The organism is Pseudoalteromonas sp. Isolate3 (assembly GCF_022398505.1).
GTDB classification, from domain to species: Bacteria; Pseudomonadota; Gammaproteobacteria; order Enterobacterales; family Alteromonadaceae; genus Pseudoalteromonas; species Pseudoalteromonas apostichopi.
Genome location: NZ_JAKEVN010000006.1, coordinates 23,190 through 40,093 on the forward strand (window position 1 = coordinate 23,190; position 16,904 = coordinate 40,093).

The 16,904-nt window shown below is 42.0% G+C and carries 14 protein-coding genes and 1 tRNA gene; 13 read left to right on the top strand and 2 right to left on the bottom strand.

Annotated elements, in window-relative coordinates:
• Window positions 1–16: 16 nt before the first annotated feature.
• Complete coding sequence (gene suhB / locus L1D46_RS02600) at window positions 17–820, bottom strand: inositol-1-monophosphatase (protein ID WP_130050439.1); 804 nt, start codon at window positions 818–820, stop codon at window positions 17–19.
• Window positions 821–1,565: 745 nt separating this feature from the next.
• On the opposite strand from suhB, the gene trmJ reads away from it, so the two are divergent.
• The 11 genes from trmJ to L1D46_RS02655 all read left to right on the top strand — a co-directional run bounded on the left by trmJ (window position 1,566) and on the right by L1D46_RS02655 (window position 14,379).
• On the top strand, window positions 1,566–2,288 hold the full coding sequence (trmJ, locus tag L1D46_RS02605) for a tRNA (cytosine(32)/uridine(32)-2'-O)-methyltransferase TrmJ (protein ID WP_239976731.1): 723 nt from the start codon (window positions 1,566–1,568) through the stop codon (window positions 2,286–2,288).
• 192 nt (window positions 2,289–2,480) lie between these two features.
• Window positions 2,481–2,972: a Fe-S cluster assembly transcriptional regulator IscR gene (iscR, locus tag L1D46_RS02610; protein WP_130050441.1), complete on the top strand. Its 492-nt coding sequence runs from the start codon at window positions 2,481–2,483 to the stop codon at window positions 2,970–2,972.
• 22 nt (window positions 2,973–2,994) lie between these two features.
• Entirely contained in the window at window positions 2,995–4,212 is a 1,218-nt protein-coding gene (locus tag L1D46_RS02615) for an IscS subfamily cysteine desulfurase (protein WP_036973293.1), read from the top strand.
• 40 nt (window positions 4,213–4,252) lie between these two features.
• Window positions 4,253–4,636: a Fe-S cluster assembly scaffold IscU gene (iscU, locus tag L1D46_RS02620; protein WP_054552501.1), complete on the top strand. Its 384-nt coding sequence runs from the start codon at window positions 4,253–4,255 to the stop codon at window positions 4,634–4,636.
• An 11-nt stretch (window positions 4,637–4,647) separates the two neighbouring features.
• Window positions 4,648–4,971, top strand: a complete 324-nt coding sequence (gene iscA / locus L1D46_RS02625) for an iron-sulfur cluster assembly protein IscA (protein WP_054552502.1) — start codon at window positions 4,648–4,650, stop codon at window positions 4,969–4,971.
• Window positions 4,972–5,049: 78 nt separating this feature from the next.
• Complete coding sequence (gene hscB / locus L1D46_RS02630; RefSeq protein ID WP_130050442.1) at window positions 5,050–5,577, top strand: co-chaperone HscB; 528 nt, start codon at window positions 5,050–5,052, stop codon at window positions 5,575–5,577.
• A 47-nt stretch (window positions 5,578–5,624) separates the two neighbouring features.
• Entirely contained in the window at window positions 5,625–7,487 is a 1,863-nt protein-coding gene (gene hscA / locus L1D46_RS02635) for a Fe-S protein assembly chaperone HscA (RefSeq protein ID WP_130050443.1), read from the top strand.
• An 11-nt stretch (window positions 7,488–7,498) separates the two neighbouring features.
• A complete protein-coding gene (gene fdx, locus L1D46_RS02640; protein WP_130050444.1) occupies window positions 7,499–7,837 on the top strand; it encodes an ISC system 2Fe-2S type ferredoxin in 339 nt (112 codons plus the stop codon).
• A gap of 104 nt (window positions 7,838–7,941) precedes the next feature.
• Window positions 7,942–9,369, top strand: a complete 1,428-nt coding sequence (locus L1D46_RS02645; protein WP_239976732.1) for an NAD-dependent succinate-semialdehyde dehydrogenase — start codon at window positions 7,942–7,944, stop codon at window positions 9,367–9,369.
• A 530-nt stretch (window positions 9,370–9,899) separates the two neighbouring features.
• Window positions 9,900–12,548, top strand: coding sequence for a family 20 glycosylhydrolase (locus L1D46_RS02650; RefSeq protein WP_239976734.1), 2,649 nt, complete (start codon window positions 9,900–9,902; stop codon window positions 12,546–12,548).
• A gap of 547 nt (window positions 12,549–13,095) precedes the next feature.
• On the top strand, window positions 13,096–14,379 hold the full coding sequence (locus L1D46_RS02655) for a sugar MFS transporter (protein WP_130050447.1): 1,284 nt from the start codon (window positions 13,096–13,098) through the stop codon (window positions 14,377–14,379).
• A 487-nt stretch (window positions 14,380–14,866) separates the two neighbouring features.
• On the opposite strand, the gene L1D46_RS02660 is transcribed toward L1D46_RS02655, so the two are convergent.
• Window positions 14,867–14,942 (bottom strand) — tRNA-His (locus tag L1D46_RS02660).
• A 279-nt stretch (window positions 14,943–15,221) separates the two neighbouring features.
• Between L1D46_RS02660 and L1D46_RS02665 the strand changes: the two genes are divergently transcribed.
• A complete protein-coding gene (locus tag L1D46_RS02665) occupies window positions 15,222–16,040 on the top strand; it encodes a mechanosensitive ion channel domain-containing protein (protein WP_054563554.1) in 819 nt (272 codons plus the stop codon).
• 36 nt (window positions 16,041–16,076) lie between these two features.
• Entirely contained in the window at window positions 16,077–16,856 is a 780-nt protein-coding gene (locus L1D46_RS02670; RefSeq protein WP_130050448.1) for a DUF481 domain-containing protein, read from the top strand.
• Window positions 16,857–16,904 lie beyond the last annotated feature (48 nt).

Below are 16,904 nucleotides of genomic sequence, written 5' to 3' on the forward strand. Positions count from 1 at the left end.
TGTATTACAACCGCTATTAGCGAAGTAGTGATTCAGTTAACACTGGGCGAATTTCACGAATGATCGCTTGAGTTAACTTAGGTGCGCCACAAATGATGTTGCCGCTTTGGTTATAGTTAATACCACCTGCGAAATCAACAACCATACCGCCAGCTTCTTTAACTAAAAGCTCGCCTGCCGCTGTGTCCCATGGCTTAAGGCCAATTTCAAAGAAACCATCAACACGACCCGCAGCAACATAAGCCATATCTAACGCAGCAGAACCTGCACGGCGGATATCAGCAGTTTGAATGAAAAGTGCTTTAAACGCTTCAGAGTATGCGTCTAAGTGGTGCTTTTGTTTGAATGGGAAACCAGTTGCAAGTATAGAACCTGCTAACTCGTTAGTTTTAGTTACGCGTAAACGCTTGCTGTTAAGCTGTGCGCCTTGACCACGTGAAGCAGTGAATAATTCACCGCGAATTGGATCATAGATAACAGCTTGATCTAAACGACCTTTAACTTTAAGTGCAATTGATACTGCGAAATGAGGGATACCCTTGATGAAGTTAGTTGTGCCATCAAGTGGATCAACAATCCATTGGTAATCTGCATCTTTACCTTTGTGCTCACCAAGCTCTTCACCTACGATACAGTGATCAGGGTAAGATTTTAAAATGGTATCACGAATTGCGGCTTCAGCTTCTTTATCGATGTTAGTCACTAAGTCGTTAGTGCCTTTTTGTTGTACATCAACTTTTGATAAATCTTCACTTGCACGAAGTAAAATTTTGCCTGCGTTACGCGCAGCGCGAACCGCAATGTTTAACATTGGATGCATAGCATTACCTTTGGGTTGTAAAAGAACGAATATATTTAAGCCGGCGTATTCTAGCGATTTCTAGCGTAAAGTAAACAATAAACTCGAATAAATTAGGTTGTTTTTTGTACAGGGTTGAAATGTAAGGGGATCCTATTGCACAACAAGCGGTAAGCTTTAAGTTTGAAGTCGAACGGTGTTGTTTTTCAGGGGGTTGTCAAAGGCCTGCCTCGTAGGAGGTACTTTAGTGCCGAAAATATTTACACAAAGAGAAGTGAATGAGAAGAAAATGAGGAATTGATAATTATGTTTTCTCAAAAGCGCAGCGCCTCTTATCCTCTTTTTACGATTGATGTAGGCGTGAAATTTATTTCGCGCGAAAATATACTCACAAAGAGAAGTGAATGAGAAGAAAATGAGGAACTGATAATTATGTTTTCTTGTTTTCTCTAAAGCGCAGCGTCTCTTTATCTATTTGTGATAATTTGGTTTTCTCAGTGTAGCGATAAACGCCTCTGTGTTCTCTGTGGTTCAAATATGTTTTTGCAAAAGAGAAGTGAGCGAGAAGAAAATAAGAAAGTGACAATAAGGCTTTTTTTGTTTTCTCTAAAGCGCAGCGCCTCTTATTCTCTTTGTGAATCATAGAAGTGTTGCGCGATGTAAAATCGTACCTACAATGCTTGCTTACCGCCCAAAGCATATCGCCTAGCGCTTGCAGCCATGCTATAATCCCCGCAATTTTTGACTTTCAGTAAGTAACAACGCAATGACACTTGATGATATTCGTATCGTATTAGTAAACACATCACATTCTGGTAATATTGGCTCAGCGGCACGTGCTATGAAAACGATGGGCTTATCAAATTTATATCTTGTTGATCCTGCTTGTGAAATTGATAGTCATGCGAGTGCGCTTGCTGCAGGTGCCACGGATGTTTTAGGTAAAGCTGTGGTTGTTGATACGCTATCTGATGCAATTGCTGATTGTAGTTTAACAATTGGTACGAGTGCACGCTCACGTACTTTATCTTGGCCTATGGTTGAGCCGCGTGAATGTGGTGAAAAACTAGTGGCTGAAGCTGAGCATGGTCCAGTAGCATTGGTATTTGGCCGCGAAAATAGTGGTTTAACTAACGAAGAACTACAACAATGTAACTACCACGTATGTATTCCTGCGAACCCTGAATACAGCTCGCTAAATCTAGCAATGGCTGTGCAAACATTGTGTTATGAAACACGTATGGCTTATTTAAACAAACAGCCAAAAGCACAAGAAGAAGACGAAGCAACCTACCCAAATGCAAAGCAAACTGAGCTGTTTTACGAGCACTTAGAGCAAACTCTAAATGATACAGGTTTTATCATCAAGCAACACCCAGGTATGGTGATGACAAAACTTCGTCGTTTATTCAACCGCGCACGCCCAGAAGAAGCAGAGATGAACATCTTACGCGGTATTCTTACCTCAATTAATAAGTCTATAAAATAATCACAGGTTATAAGTATAATACTTGACTAAATTACTCAGGTAATTAGAATAGACCTAGTACTTGACCATTTTTGTCAGGTATTAGGTTTTATCAGTGGCAAGTATCAATTTTTATCAAGTGATAATACTTGACTATTTTGGTCTGGTAATTAAAATTTGCACACCTTAGCGTGCAGTAACATCGGGGGCTCTATGAAGTTAACATCAAAAGGCAGATACGCAGTAACCGCCATGTTGGATGTTGCACTACATACAAATGTGGGTGCAGTTCCCCTTGCCGATATTTCTGAACGCCAAGAGATTTCGCTATCTTATCTCGAACAATTATTCGCCCGTTTACGTAAAAACGGCCTTGTGACCTCTGTGCGTGGCCCAGGTGGCGGATATTTACTTGGTAGAGAAGCAAACGAAATTTCTGTCGGCGATGTGATTAATGCCGTAGATGAGTCTGTTGATGCAACACGTTGTCACAATGCAACGGGTGGTTGCCAAAGCGGCATGCGCTGTTTGACTCACACCCTATGGTCGGACTTAAGCGCACGTATCGAAGATTTTTTAAATAGTATTACCCTTGCTGAATTGGTGGAAAAGTCAGATGTGAAAGAAGTCGCATCTCGCCAAGATAACAGCATCAACACTGCAATTAAGCAACTGGAAAACATTCAAGTAAGCTGTCAACTGTAGCTTGACGAAAGCGGAGAGAGAAATGAAGTTACCGATTTATTTAGATTACGCAGCAACCACGCCTGTTGATGAACGTGTGGCAAAAGAAATGATGCAATGCCTGACTATGGACGGTAATTTTGGTAACCCTGCATCACGCTCACACCGTTTTGGTTGGCAAGCAGAAGAAGCGGTTGATCAAGCGCGTACAGATATTGCTGATCTGATCAACGCTGACCCGCGTGAAATTGTTTTCACTTCAGGTGCTACAGAATCAAATAACCTAGCAATTAAAGGTGCTGCGCAGTTCTATAAAAAGAAAGGCAAGCACGTTATCACTGTTAAAACTGAGCACAAAGCAGTGCTTGATACGTGTCGTGAACTAGAGCGCCAAGGTTTCGAAGTAACCTATATGGACGTTGAAGAAAACGGTTTACTTGACCTTAAAAAGCTTGAAGCTGCCATGCGTGACGACACGGTGCTTGTGAGTGTAATGCACGTAAATAACGAGCTAGGTGTTATCCAAGATATCGCGACAATCGGCGAAATGTGCCGTGAGCGTAAAATTATGTTCCATGTTGATGCTGCACAAAGCGCAGGTAAAGTACTTATCGACGTGCAACAGTTAAAAGTAGATTTTATGTCGTTCTCTGGCCACAAAGTATATGGCCCGAAAGGTGTAGGCGCACTTTATGTTCGTCGTAAGCCTCGCGCACGTTTAGAAGCACAAATGCACGGTGGTGGTCATGAGCGTGGTATGCGTTCAGGCACACTTGCTACTCACCAGTTAGTAGGTATGGGTGCGGCATTTAGAATCGCTAAAGAAGATTTCGAAAAAGACCATGCACACATCAGCGCACTTCGTAAGCGTTTGGTTGATGGCATTATGGCTGATATGGACGAAGTTTACTTCAATGGTGAACCAAGCCAGTCAGTTCCGGGTATTGTAAACATCAGCTTCAACTTTGTTGAAGGTGAGTCGTTATTAATGGCTGTTAAAGACATTGCTGTTTCATCAGGTTCAGCCTGTACCTCAGCAAGCTTAGAGCCTTCTTATGTACTACGTGCATTAGGCCGTAATGACGAGTTAGCACACAGCTCAATTCGTTTCAGCATTGGCCGCTTTACGACTGAAGAAGAGATTGATTACACCGTTGAACTAATCAAAAACTCGATCGGCCGTTTACGTGAGATGTCTCCTTTATGGGAAATGCATCAAGAAGGTATTGATTTAGATTCAGTTGAGTGGGCGCATCACTAATCAGTGATTGCCGCCGCTAGCAGGTAGTGAGGATAGTATTATGGCTTATAGTGATAAAGTAATCGATCATGTTGAAAATCCACGTAACGTGGGTGCTTTAGACAAAAATGATCCGTCAGTTGCAACAGGCATGGTGGGTGCACCAGCATGTGGTGACGTAATGAAATTGCAAATCAAAGTATCACCAGAAGGTGTAATTGAAGATGCAAAATTCAAAACATATGGTTGTGGTAGCGCAATCGCTTCTTCTTCACTTGTAACTGAGTGGGTAAAAGGCAAAACATTAGATGAAGCTGCAACAATCAAAAACACTGATATCAGTGCTGAGCTTGAATTACCACCAGTGAAAATTCACTGTTCAATTTTAGCAGAAGACGCGATTCAAGCAGCAATTGCTGACTACAAAAGCAAACAAGCGAAGTAAGAGATAAATTCATGGCAGTGACATTGACAGATGCGGCAGCAAACCGCGTAGAATCATTTTTAGCAAATCGCGGCAAAGGCATTGGCCTACGCGTTGGCATTAAAACGACGGGCTGTTCAGGTCTTGCTTATGTTCTTGAATTTGTTGATGAGTTAGCTGACGGCGACGAAATTTTTGAAAGCCGTGGCGTGAAAGTTATCGTTGATGCCAAAAGCTTAGTTTACATTGATGGTACTGAGCTTGATTACACCAAAGAAGGTTTGAATGAAGGGTTTAAATTTAACAACCCGAACCAAGCCGATGAGTGTGGTTGCGGCGAAAGCTTCACCGTTTAAGCTTAACAAACTTTCTTTGCTTGAAGCCCTGCCTATGTAGGGCTTTGTTATTTCCTGTTTACCGAGTTGGATTATGTAATGCGTTACTTTGAGTTATTTGCAATTCCAGTAGATTACAACATTGATTTAGCGACTATTAATAAAAACTACCTCGAGCTGCAACGCGCAGTTCATCCAGATCGCCACGCAAGCTCCAGTAGCCGCGATAAACTACTCGCTGTGCAAAATGCAGCTGAAATCAATGATGCATTACAAACTTTAAAACACCCGGTAAAACGTGCTGAATACATGCTAAGTGAACTAGGTGTTGATATTCGCGCCGAGCAACAAACATTGCAAGATCCGTTATTCTTAATGCAGCAAATGGAACTGCGTGAAGAATTAGAAGAACTTGAAAATGCCGCAGATCCTGATGCAGCAATTGCCCAGTTTGAAGCGCAAATTAAACAACTCGATAAACAATACAGCAGCGAATTAGCCGCTCAGTTGGCAAGTAACGACGAGCAACAATGGCAAGCTGCCGCTGACAATATTCGTAAATTGAAGTTTGTTTATAAGTTACGCGATGAACTAGAGCGTATTGAAGACAGTTTATTTGATGATTAATCGTTAGTTGTTTTAAAGCAGCTATTTAAGAGTTTAAAAAGAGCATTATGGCATTATTGCAAATTGCTGAGCCGGGGCAGAGCGCGGCACCACATGAGCACAAATTAGCAGTCGGTATAGACCTTGGTACGACTAACTCGTTAGTTGCAACAGTGCAAAGCGGCGAAGCTCGCACACTGACTGATTTAGCGGGCAATGCGATGCTTCCATCGGTTGTGCAATACCAAACTGATAGCATTATTGTAGGTGAACGAGCAGCGGCTGCTGCTACTCAAGACCCTGCAAACACATTAATCTCGGTGAAACGTTTCTTAGGTAAAACGCAGGCTGAAATCGAAAAAAGCTATGGTCAACTGCCTTATGAATTTTGTGAGCATGATGGCTCATTAGCAATCAGCACAGTTGCGGGTGCAATTAGTCCTGTCACTGCATCGAGTGAAATTCTAAAAGCATTAAAACTGCGTGCAGAAGACAGCTTTGCAGGCCAAGATATTCTAGGTGCGGTAATTACTGTACCAGCGTATTTTGATGATGCGCAGCGACAAAGCACAAAAGATGCTGCAGAGCTTGCCGGTATTAAGGTTTTACGTTTATTAAACGAGCCAACGGCTGCGGCTGTTGCTTACGGCCTTGATTCGGGTCAAGAAGGTATTATCGCTGTATACGATTTAGGTGGCGGTACCTTCGATATTTCTATTTTACGTTTACACCAAGGTGTATTCGAAGTGCTTGCCACTGGCGGTGACTCGAGCCTTGGTGGTGACGATTTTGACTCGCTATTAGTTGATTACTTTAAAACACAAACTGGTGTGAGTGAGCTTTCTGCATCGGTGTTACGTTTATTCATCAACAAAGCCAAAGCATGTAAAGAAGCATTAAGCCAATACCAAACTGTTAATGTCGGTTTAGAGTTTGATGGTCAAAGCCACAAAGTTGAAGTTACCCGCGAAACCTTTGATGAGCTCGCTCTTAGCCTTGTGAAGAAAACACTCCGTTCTTGTCGCCGTGCCGTAAAAGATGCCGGTATCGAGAACGAAGAAGTACTACAAGTTGTAATGGTTGGCGGCTCGACTCGTATGCCAATTGTACGCTCTCAAGTTGCTGCATTTTTTGATAAAGAGCCACTGACTTCTATTGACCCAGATCGCGTGGTTGCACTTGGTGCGGCACTTCAAGCAGATGTACTGGTTGGCAATAAGCCTGACTCAGACATGCTGCTATTAGATGTATTACCACTGTCACTAGGTCTTGAGACTATGGGTGGCTTGGTTGAGAAAATCATTCCACGTAACACCACGATTCCTGTTGCACGTGCCCAAGAGTTCACCACTTTCAAAGATGGTCAAACAGCTATGTCACTGCATGTATTACAAGGTGAGCGTGAGCTAGTTGATGATTGTCGTTCATTGGCTAAATTTAGCTTAAAGGGTATTCCGGCAATGGCTGCAGGTGCTGCGCATATTCGCGTAACCTTTAAAGTTGATGCTGATGGCTTATTAAGTGTATCGGCAATGGAAAAATCAACTGGTGTACAAGCTGAAATTCAGGTGAAACCATCATTTGGTTTATCGGACGACCAAGTTGCAAACATGCTTAAAGAATCAATGACTAACGCTAAAGACGATATGCAAGCGCGGATGCTTAAAGAGCAACAAGTTGAAGCGTTACGTGTTGTTGAAGCGCTTGAAGCATCACTCGCAACCGACAGTGCATTACTTGATGAACAAGAATTAGGTGCGTTAAAAGCAGAAATTGCTAAACTTGTTGCCGTACGCGAAAGCGCAACAACACCTGCAGAAATTAAAGCAGCGATTGAAGCTGTAGACAATGCAAGTAGCGAATTTGCTGCTCGCAGAATGGATGCATCAATCAAAAAAGCGCTGCAAGGGCAGTCAGTAGACGAAGTTTAACGAGGTAAGGTATGCCACAAATTATTTTTCTTCCACACGAAGAGTTATGCCCAGAAGGCGCTGCAATTGAAGCTCCTGCAGGTGAAACAGTATTAGATGTTGCGCTAAAAAATGGTATTAGCATTCCACATGCGTGTGAAAAATCATGCGCGTGTACAACATGCCACTTAATCATCCGTGAAGGTTTTGACTCTCTAGATGAAAGTGATGAGTTAGAAGACGACATGCTTGATAAAGCATGGGGTCTTGAGCCAGAGTCACGCCTTGGTTGCCAAGCAGTGATTAAAGATGAAGATTTAGTGGTTGAAATTCCAAAGTATAATCTCAATATCGTTAATGAAGAGCATTAATTTTTAACGGCTTTGATTTCGTAAAAACCGCTGTAGTTGCTTGGTCTCTACAGCGGTTTTTTGTTTTTAGAGCTGATAGCTGACAGCTTTTACTTGGAGGTTCTATGTCTGATTTGGTTTTTTCTGATTCGTTTATCGACGGTGACTTTTACTCTACAAGCCAGCGTTTTAGTGTAGATAACCCTGCAACTGGACAAGCAATTACGCAGGTCTCTAATATTGATGAGGCTGGCGTTGAGCAAGCAATAAAAAGTGCTGACGAGGCATTTAGCAAGCTAAAGAAAACAACTGCCACAGAGCGCAGTGAAACGTTACGCCGTTGGTATGAGTTAGTCATTGAGCACAAGCAACAGCTCGCTGAACTAATGACCAAAGAGCAGGGCAAACCATTAAAAGAGTCGTTAGGTGAAGTTGAATACGGTGCGGGCTTTATTAAATGGTTTAGTGAAGAAGCTAAGCGTAGTTACGGCGATAATATCCCTGCCACCGACAGCCAACATCGTTTATCAACCATAAAACAACCAATCGGTGTGGTTGCTGGGATCACACCTTGGAATTTTCCGATCGCGATGATCACCCGTAAAGTGGCACCAGCATATGCGGCAGGTTGTAGTTTTGTGATTAAACCTTCTGAGCATACACCATTGTGCGCCATTGCCTTGGCATACCTTGCTGATAAGGCTGGATTTGTGAAAGGGGCGTTGAATGTTGTGGTCTCTGAAAATGCAAAAATGGTTGGCGAAATCATGACAGAATCTGAGCGAGTGCGTAAGTTTACCTTCACGGGGTCAACTGGTGTAGGTAAGCAGTTACTTTCGCAATGTGCCTCAACTATTAAGCAAACTTCGATGGAGCTTGGTGGTAATGCGCCGTTTATTATTTTCGAAAATGCTGACTTAGATGAAGCTGTTGCTGGCCTCATGGGTGCAAAATTTAGAAACGCCGGCCAAACCTGTGTAGCTGCTAACCGAATTTTTGTGCAACGTTCAGTACTTGAAACGGTGCTTGAAAAACTTGCAGACAAAGTGGCAGAGTTAAAAGTTGGCAATGGCCTTGATGAAGGGGTGGATATTGGCCCACTAATTTATCCTAAGGCTAAAGAGAAAGTACAAACTCTCTTAGATGATGCAGTTAATAAAGGCGCGTCATTGATCGGCGATAACAGCGAACTTGAAGGCAGCTTTCAAGCACCGCTGATTTTAACGGATGTGACACCAGAGATGGATATCTATCATGATGAAGTATTTGGTCCAGTGGTAAGCATTATCGCTTTTGATGATGAAGAAGAAGTGTTGAAGTTAGCAAATGATGTGCCTTATGGTTTAGCTGCATATTTTTATAGTGAAAATATCAAACAAGTTTATCGCGTAAGTGAAGCACTCGAATACGGCATGATTGGTATTAACGAAGGTTTAATCTCAAATCCAGTAGCGCCATTTGGCGGTGTTAAACAGTCTGGCTTAGGCAGAGAAGGCGGCCACCAAGGGTTAGATGAGTACCTAGAAGAGAAGTATCTTTGTATTAAGGTTTGAGCGATAAGTGCGCGCGAAATAAATTTCACGCCTACAATACCTCGCACCTCGTAGGAACGGCTTTAGCCGTGAATAGGTCAAATCTATTCGGCGTTAAAACGCCTCCTACCATGTAGGCGTCACGTTTGCTTGGCGCATTTTATATTCAATACCATGACGGTAAATCCGAAGATATCGCGCGAAATAAGTTTCACGCCTACAATACCTCGCACCTCGTAGGAACGGCTTTAGCCGTGAATAGGTCAAATCTATTCGGCGTTAAAACGCCTCCTACTTTGTAGGCGTCACGCTTGCTTGGCGCGTCTTATATTCAACACTCTTTCGATGGACTAACGCCTTACCAACAAACAACACAATTCGGCTTCAAACTTACAGTTTGGGGCTTAAAGCTTCTAACTCCTCACCTATATTTTTCATAAAATGATAGCGCTGTCATTTTAGTTTTTATATGATAGGAACGAATTATTAACAAAAATGACAAATAGTACGCAGAAATACCGTACACTCAGGGCTTAAACGAGGAGAATGTAATGGGCTTTAAAAGGTCAGTATTCGCGGTAATGCTAGCAACTGCGCCTGTGATGGCAAATGCAGCGTTGACCCAATCGCAAGTTAATCACTTTGCTAAAGATACCGAGTTATTATTTTCGGTTGAAGATAACTTTCGTAATAAAGATGCGGGCTTTTTAGGGAAAATTACCCTCAATAATCGTTCTGATGTGCCATTACCTGCGGGTGAAAGCGACTGGCAACTTTATATTCACTCAGTGCGTAAAATTTCGACAGAGCATGTTGCTGGCCTTAATATCGAGCACGTTAATGGCGATTTACATCGCATTGTACCAACCAGTTCATTTAAAGGTTTAGCGGCTGGCGAGAGCTTAGAGCTGCCGTTTGATGCACAAGTGTGGATTGTCGCTTACAGTGACTTTATGCCACGCGCGTTTTTTGTTTCAGGTAAGAACAAACCCGCGGTATTCGCAAATACCGACACTGAAGACTTTAAACAGTTTGTAGCACCATTTACCCGCGAAAATCAGTTACGTCGTTACAATGAACCAAAAGATTTATCGGTTTTAGCAACAGCTAAGATCCGCTATGAACGTAATAGTGCTGATAAGTTTTCGGTCAGTAAAGACGATGCTTTAAAGCGCATTATTCCTAAACCACGTAAAGTCGATTTTAATCGTGGCAGCGCGACACTCAATAGTAATTGGCAAATTAGTTATCAAGGGCAACTTAAACACGAAGTCATGGTGTTTATGCAAGACTTACAAGATGACTATGGCATTAGCCTTAAAGCACAACCTGACCATATTAATGTAGGCAAAGACAAAGTTATTCGCCTGAAAGTTGACCCTAAGCTCAATAATGCAAAAGCAGAAAGCTATACCCTTGAGATTGATGATGAAGTAATCACAATCGTGGGTAGTGATAACGCAGGTGTATTTTATGCGATGCAAAGTTTATTGAACCTGATCCCTGCAAACAGCCAAGGTAGTGCGAGTTTACCGCAGTTAGAGTTAGAAGATTCACCGCGCTATGGCTGGCGTGGCATGCATTATGATAACGGTCGTAACTATCATGGCAAAGAAGCCATGTTCAAGCTTGTTGAGCAAATGGCACGCTACAAAATGAATAAGCTGCATTGGCACTTTTCAGAAGATGAAGGTTGGCGACTTGAGATCCCTGGTTTACCTGAGCTCACTGACGTTGGCGGTTATCGCTGTTTTGATTTAGAAGAGCGCGAGTGCTTATTAACTCAGCTTGGTACTGGGCCATTTAAATCTGGCTCAGGTAATGGCTATCTGAAACGTGAAGAGTTTGTCGAGTTACTAAAGTTTGCCAAAGATCGCCATATTCAAATTATTCCTGAAGTTGAAGGCCCGGGCCATGCGCGTGCCTCAATCAAAGCGATGGAAGCACGCTATCACAACATGCTAGAGCAAGCTGAAAAAGCCGCTAAAAATAATATTAAAACTCGTTCAGCGAACAAAGAAGTTCAGCACATCGATATGGGACCAGCAACACAATACTTGCTAACCGATCCTAAAGATACCTCTGTGTACATGACGGTACAAAACTACAAAGATAACTCAATGAATGTGTGTATGGACTCGACCTACGCATTTTTAGATAAAGTGACCTATGAGCTTCAGCAGATGTATCGCGAAGCAGGTGTTCAGTTAAAGAACCTGCACATTGGTGGTGACGAAGTAGGTGCTGGTTCGTGGATTGGCTCACCAATCTGTCAGGCGCTATTTGCAGATCCTAACAATGGTGTGTCTGGCCCCGCTGATTTAAAGCCTTACTTTACCCAGCGTGTTGCAACCTTACTTGAAAAGCGCGGTATTTCTCCGGGTATTTGGGAAGACGGCATCATGTATGACCGCGAAAATTCGTTTAAACGTGATGAGTTCCCTAATAAAACTTTTACCGTTAATACCTGGGATAATATTTGGGAGTGGGGTGTTGCAGATAGAGCATACCGCCTAGCCAATGCAGGTTACCAAGTGGTGCTATCACATGGTACTCACTTGTATTTTGACCACCCATATGAAGCAAGCCCAGAAGAACGAGGTTATTACTGGGCAACCCGTTACACAGATACTAAAAAAGCGTTTAATTATATGCCAGATGACGTGTATGCAAATGCTGATTACACGCGCACCCGTGAGCCAATCGTTAATTTAGAAGCTTTGGTTGGTCGTCCATTACCTAAACTTGAAAAGCCTGAGAACATTTTAGGTATGCAAGGTCAGGTATGGTCAGAAACGATTCGCACTGAAGATCAAGTATTAGCAATGATCTTCCCGCGTATTCTGTCAGTAGCAGAGCGCGCATGGCATAAAGCCGATTGGGAAGGTGAAAGTGTAGATACTAAAAAACAAGCAAAAGATTGGGCTGAATTCTCAAGTGCAGTAGGCTTAAAAGAGCTTGATAAATTAGCTAAAGACGGCATCAACCTGCATTTACCAGTACCGGGTGGTGTGATTGAAAATGGTAAGTTATATGCCAACAGTGCATTTGGTTATTTGAGCATTGAATACAGCTTAGATAACGGCCAAAGCTGGCAAACTTACGCTGAACCAGTCAAAGTTGATAGCAATGCAAAAGTTACGTTACGCACTCGCTTAAACGCACAGCAAGCCAGCCGCGTGACCGTTGTGGGTGAGTAATCCCTTCGTTTTGCGATAAATAAACATGACGCCTGCAGTAAACCGCAGGCGTCATTTTTTGTTTTAAACCACTTATTTTCACAAAGAGGATAAGAGACGCTACGCTTAAGAGAAAGTAATGTTTTGGTTTCCTCATTCTTTTCTCATTCATTACTCTTTGTGCAAAAAATTATTGAACCACAGAGTACACGGAGGCGCTGCGCGCTTCACAGAGAAAGCCAAATGATTACAAAGAGGGTAAGAGAGCGCTACAAAAAGCATTATTAGTACTTCCTCATTCTTTTCTCATTTACTTCTCTTTGTGAATAAATTTTCGCGCGAAATAAATTTCACGCCTACGGTATTGACTATCACTTCAGTTACGTATCCGCACATTCGGCTCAAAACTGACAGCTGAAAGCTGACCGCTCCTAGAAACCACTTAAAAGAAATATGTCAGCGCTGTCATTTTTGTTGCAGTAGTGTTATAAATATTTAATATACCTTTTATATAATCATCTAAATGAGCAGCGCTATAGAATTGAACTGTGCTGTTACGGGAAATGTTATGTCTGAAATGAATAAACAAAGCAGTGTTGTGCCTATGGCAATTGTTGCCACGCTGTTTTTTATATTGGGTTTTGCTACGTGGTTAAATGGCTCATTGATGCCGTTTCTACAGCAAGTTTTACAGCTGTCACCTTTTCAGGCATCGCTGATTATTTTCTCATTTTATATTGCAGTGACCTTTACTGCCCTACCTTCAGCAATGATCATTAGAAAGGTCGGCTATAAAAATGGTATGGCACTGGGTATGGCAACTATGATGGTGGCAGGCTTGCTATTTATTCCTGCTGCAAAAACGCAGGTGTTTGCGCTATTTTTATTTGCGCAACTTGTTATGGGAGCTGGGCAGACATTGCTACAAACAGCAGTTAACCCGTATGTTGTAAGAATCGGCCCAGAAGAGTCAGCTGCAGCCAGAGTAAGTATTATGGGTATATTAAATAAAGGTGCTGGTGTTGTTGCGCCGATTGTATTTACCGCATTAATACTGAGTGATTTTAAAGGTTTTGTCGGTAAAGAACTTAGCCAAACGGATATTGATGCCATGGCTAATGGCTTAATATACCCCTATTTAGGAATGGCACTTTTTATTGGTATACTTGGTTTTGCAGTAACGAAAATGCCACTACCAGAACTTATTGATGATGCTGATGAACAAAAACCAGGGCAAGTAAAAGAAGCACTAGCGCATCCAAGCCTTGCTTTAGGTATTGTAGCATTATTCGTATATGTTGCTGTTGAAGTGATAGCAGGTGACACAATAGGCAGTTTTGCGTTGTCGTTAGGTGTTGAAAAATATAGCGTGATGACCTCGTACACCATGGGTTGTATGGTGTTAGGTTACTTTTTAGGGATTTTACTTATCCCACGAGTACTGTCGCAGCAAACAGCGCTGACTATCTCAGCAATATTGGGTTGTGTGTTAACGTTAGCGATAGTCACAGGTAGTAATGAATCTGTATTTATATCAACATTATTTGGCCTAAAATCGGTACTGCCTGATACCCTATTGCTCATTGCTGTGCTAGGCTTTGCTAATGCGATTGTTTGGCCAGCCGTTTGGCCGTTAGCACTATCTGGTTTAGGCAAACTTACAAGCGTAGGTTCTGGTCTGCTTGTTATGGGTATAGCCGGTGGCGCATTTGGCCCATTATTTTGGGGCCTTGCAAGTGGTGGTGTAAAAAGCGCTGAAGCGCAACAAATGGCTTACATTGTTATGTTGCCTTGTTATTTATTCATACTTTTCTATGCTGTGAAAGGCCACAAGATGAAAAGTTGGAAGTAATTATGAGCTTGAGGCTAGATGTAAAACCTAATGGCCTTGAGCTTTGAAAAGCATTTCTAGTAAATAGAAATAATCCCGTGTGTAATGCCACCGAAAGGTGGCATTTTTTTGTTTGGGATTTGAGAGATTAGGTTGTAGGCTTTCGCGCGAAATAAACTTCACACCTACAATATCTCGCATCTCGTGGGAAGGGCTTTAGCCGTGAATAGCTCAAATCTGTTCGGCGTGAAAACGCCTCCTACAATGTAGGCCTCACGCTTGCTTGGCGCGTCTTCCATTCAATACCCAGGCGGCAAAACAATACGGTTCCAACAAACAAAACAATCTAGCTTACAGCCAACCGCTTAAAGCTATTACCCACAGACAATACAGTTCGGCTCAAAACTGACAGCTGAAAGCTGACGGCTTTTTGAATTGAAAGCAGGTGTTAAAGATAGATCTTGGAACTTAAAATAGAAAAATATATGGATTTACTAAGGGAGAGAAGTGGGGCGACTGATGGGGCTTGAACCCACGACAACCGGAATCACAATCCGGGGCTCTACCAACTGAGCTACAGCCGCCACTGAGATACACCTCGTTTGGTGTGGCGCGCATATTACATAATTAAGTTTAGCTTGTGAACCCCTAAAATGAAAAAAGTCGAAAAAACTTACTTGTCTCAGAAAATTCAGAAATAACCCTTTGGTCAGCTGGCGTTCAGTTTTGCAGATTAGACTTGCGTTTTTTGTAATTGAGCAAATACTCATTTCTTAGTTTTGCGTGTAATTTAATGATTTTTTAACCAAAGATCATATATAATTTGCACAGCGTCATGCTACAAATGAACTTCAGGAGAGAACATGGATACAATAATGAACTGGATCAACGAGAATTCAGGTTTAATCATACATTACGCCGTTCAGGCGGTTCTAGCGCTAATCATTTTCTTCATCGGTGGTCGCATCGCTAAATTCTGCGAAGGCTTAACCGAAAAAGCATTTGATAAAAAGAAAGTCGATAAAGCTGTAGGTTCATTTGTTGCTAGCATTGTCTATGCAATTGTATTTGCTGCAACAATCTTAATGGCATTATCTCAACTTGGTATTGAGACAACATCGTTCATTGCTATTTTAGGTGCGGCAGGTCTAGCTGTAGGCTTAGCACTTCAAGGTTCACTTTCTAACTTTGCATCAGGCGTTTTAATCATCTTACTTCGTCCTTTCAAATCAGGTGACTATGTAGAAGCTGGTGGTAAAGCGGGTACAGTTAAGAAAATCGAAATTTTCTCTACAGAATTACGTACACCAGATAACAAAGTAATTATCATGCCTAACTCATCAATTATGGGCAGCCCAATTACTAACTTCTCTCGTGAATCAACTCGTCGTATCGATTTAGTTATCGGTGTTGGTTACGATGCAGATCTTAAAGAAGCGAAAGCAGTACTTAAATCAGTTTTAGATAAGGAAGAGCGCTTATTAAAAGACCCAGCATACACAGTAGCTGTATCTGAGCTTGCAGATTCAAGCGTAAACTTTGTCGTTCGCCCTTGGGTTAACTCAGCTGATTACTGGCCAACGTATTTCGATTTAATGGAAAACATTAAGATCGCATTAGATGATGCCAACATCACAATCCCATTCCCGCAAATGGATGTTCATTTGCATAAAGAAGACTAATAAGTCTAACGTACAAGTAGTAAAGGTTATTTTTTAATGAAATTAAAAGCTTTATCAGTTCTAGTTGCAGCAAGCGCTGCAACTAGCGCATTCGCAGCAGATGAAACCAAAACTTGGGATGTAACCAGTGAATTAGGTGCTATCGTAACAAGCGGTAACACTGAAACAACCACACTTAAAGGTGGTATCAAGGTTCTACATAACCTAGAAAACTGGAATAACGAGTACAAGTTAGACGGTCTTTATAAAGAAGATGAGATCGAAAACGACCAAGGCGTTAAAGAAACACAGCGCACTAACGAAAAGTACTCAATCTCTGCACAAGGTAACTACAAGTTAAACGAAAAGCATTCACACCTATTCATTTACGGTTCGCACGTATCTGATTACTTTGGTGCATATCGCAACGAATCTGTTATCTCAGCGGGTTACGGTTTACGCTTAATCGACCGCTCTGATATGTGGTTAAACGCTGAAATTGGTCCGGGTTATAAATACTTCCAATACCCTGATAACAGCACAGAAGTTGATGACAACGGTGAATCACTTGCTGGTGAGCGTGAAGGCGAAGTAATCGCTTTAGGTAAAGTTGACTATAACTGGCAGATTTCAGACAGCGCACGTTTTACTCAGTTAGTATCAGTTGAATATGGTGATACCAACACTAAAACACGTTCAGAGTCTGCAATCCTTGCTAAGATCAACGGCTCACTACAAATGAAAGTAGCATACAACATTACTCACAACTCAGATGTTGCGGATGATAAAGAAAACACAGATACAGAAACGTCACTAACGCTAGTGTATAGTTTCTAATGTTTTTCAGTTGAGAATGAATGGGTAAACTTGTTTACCCATTTTTTT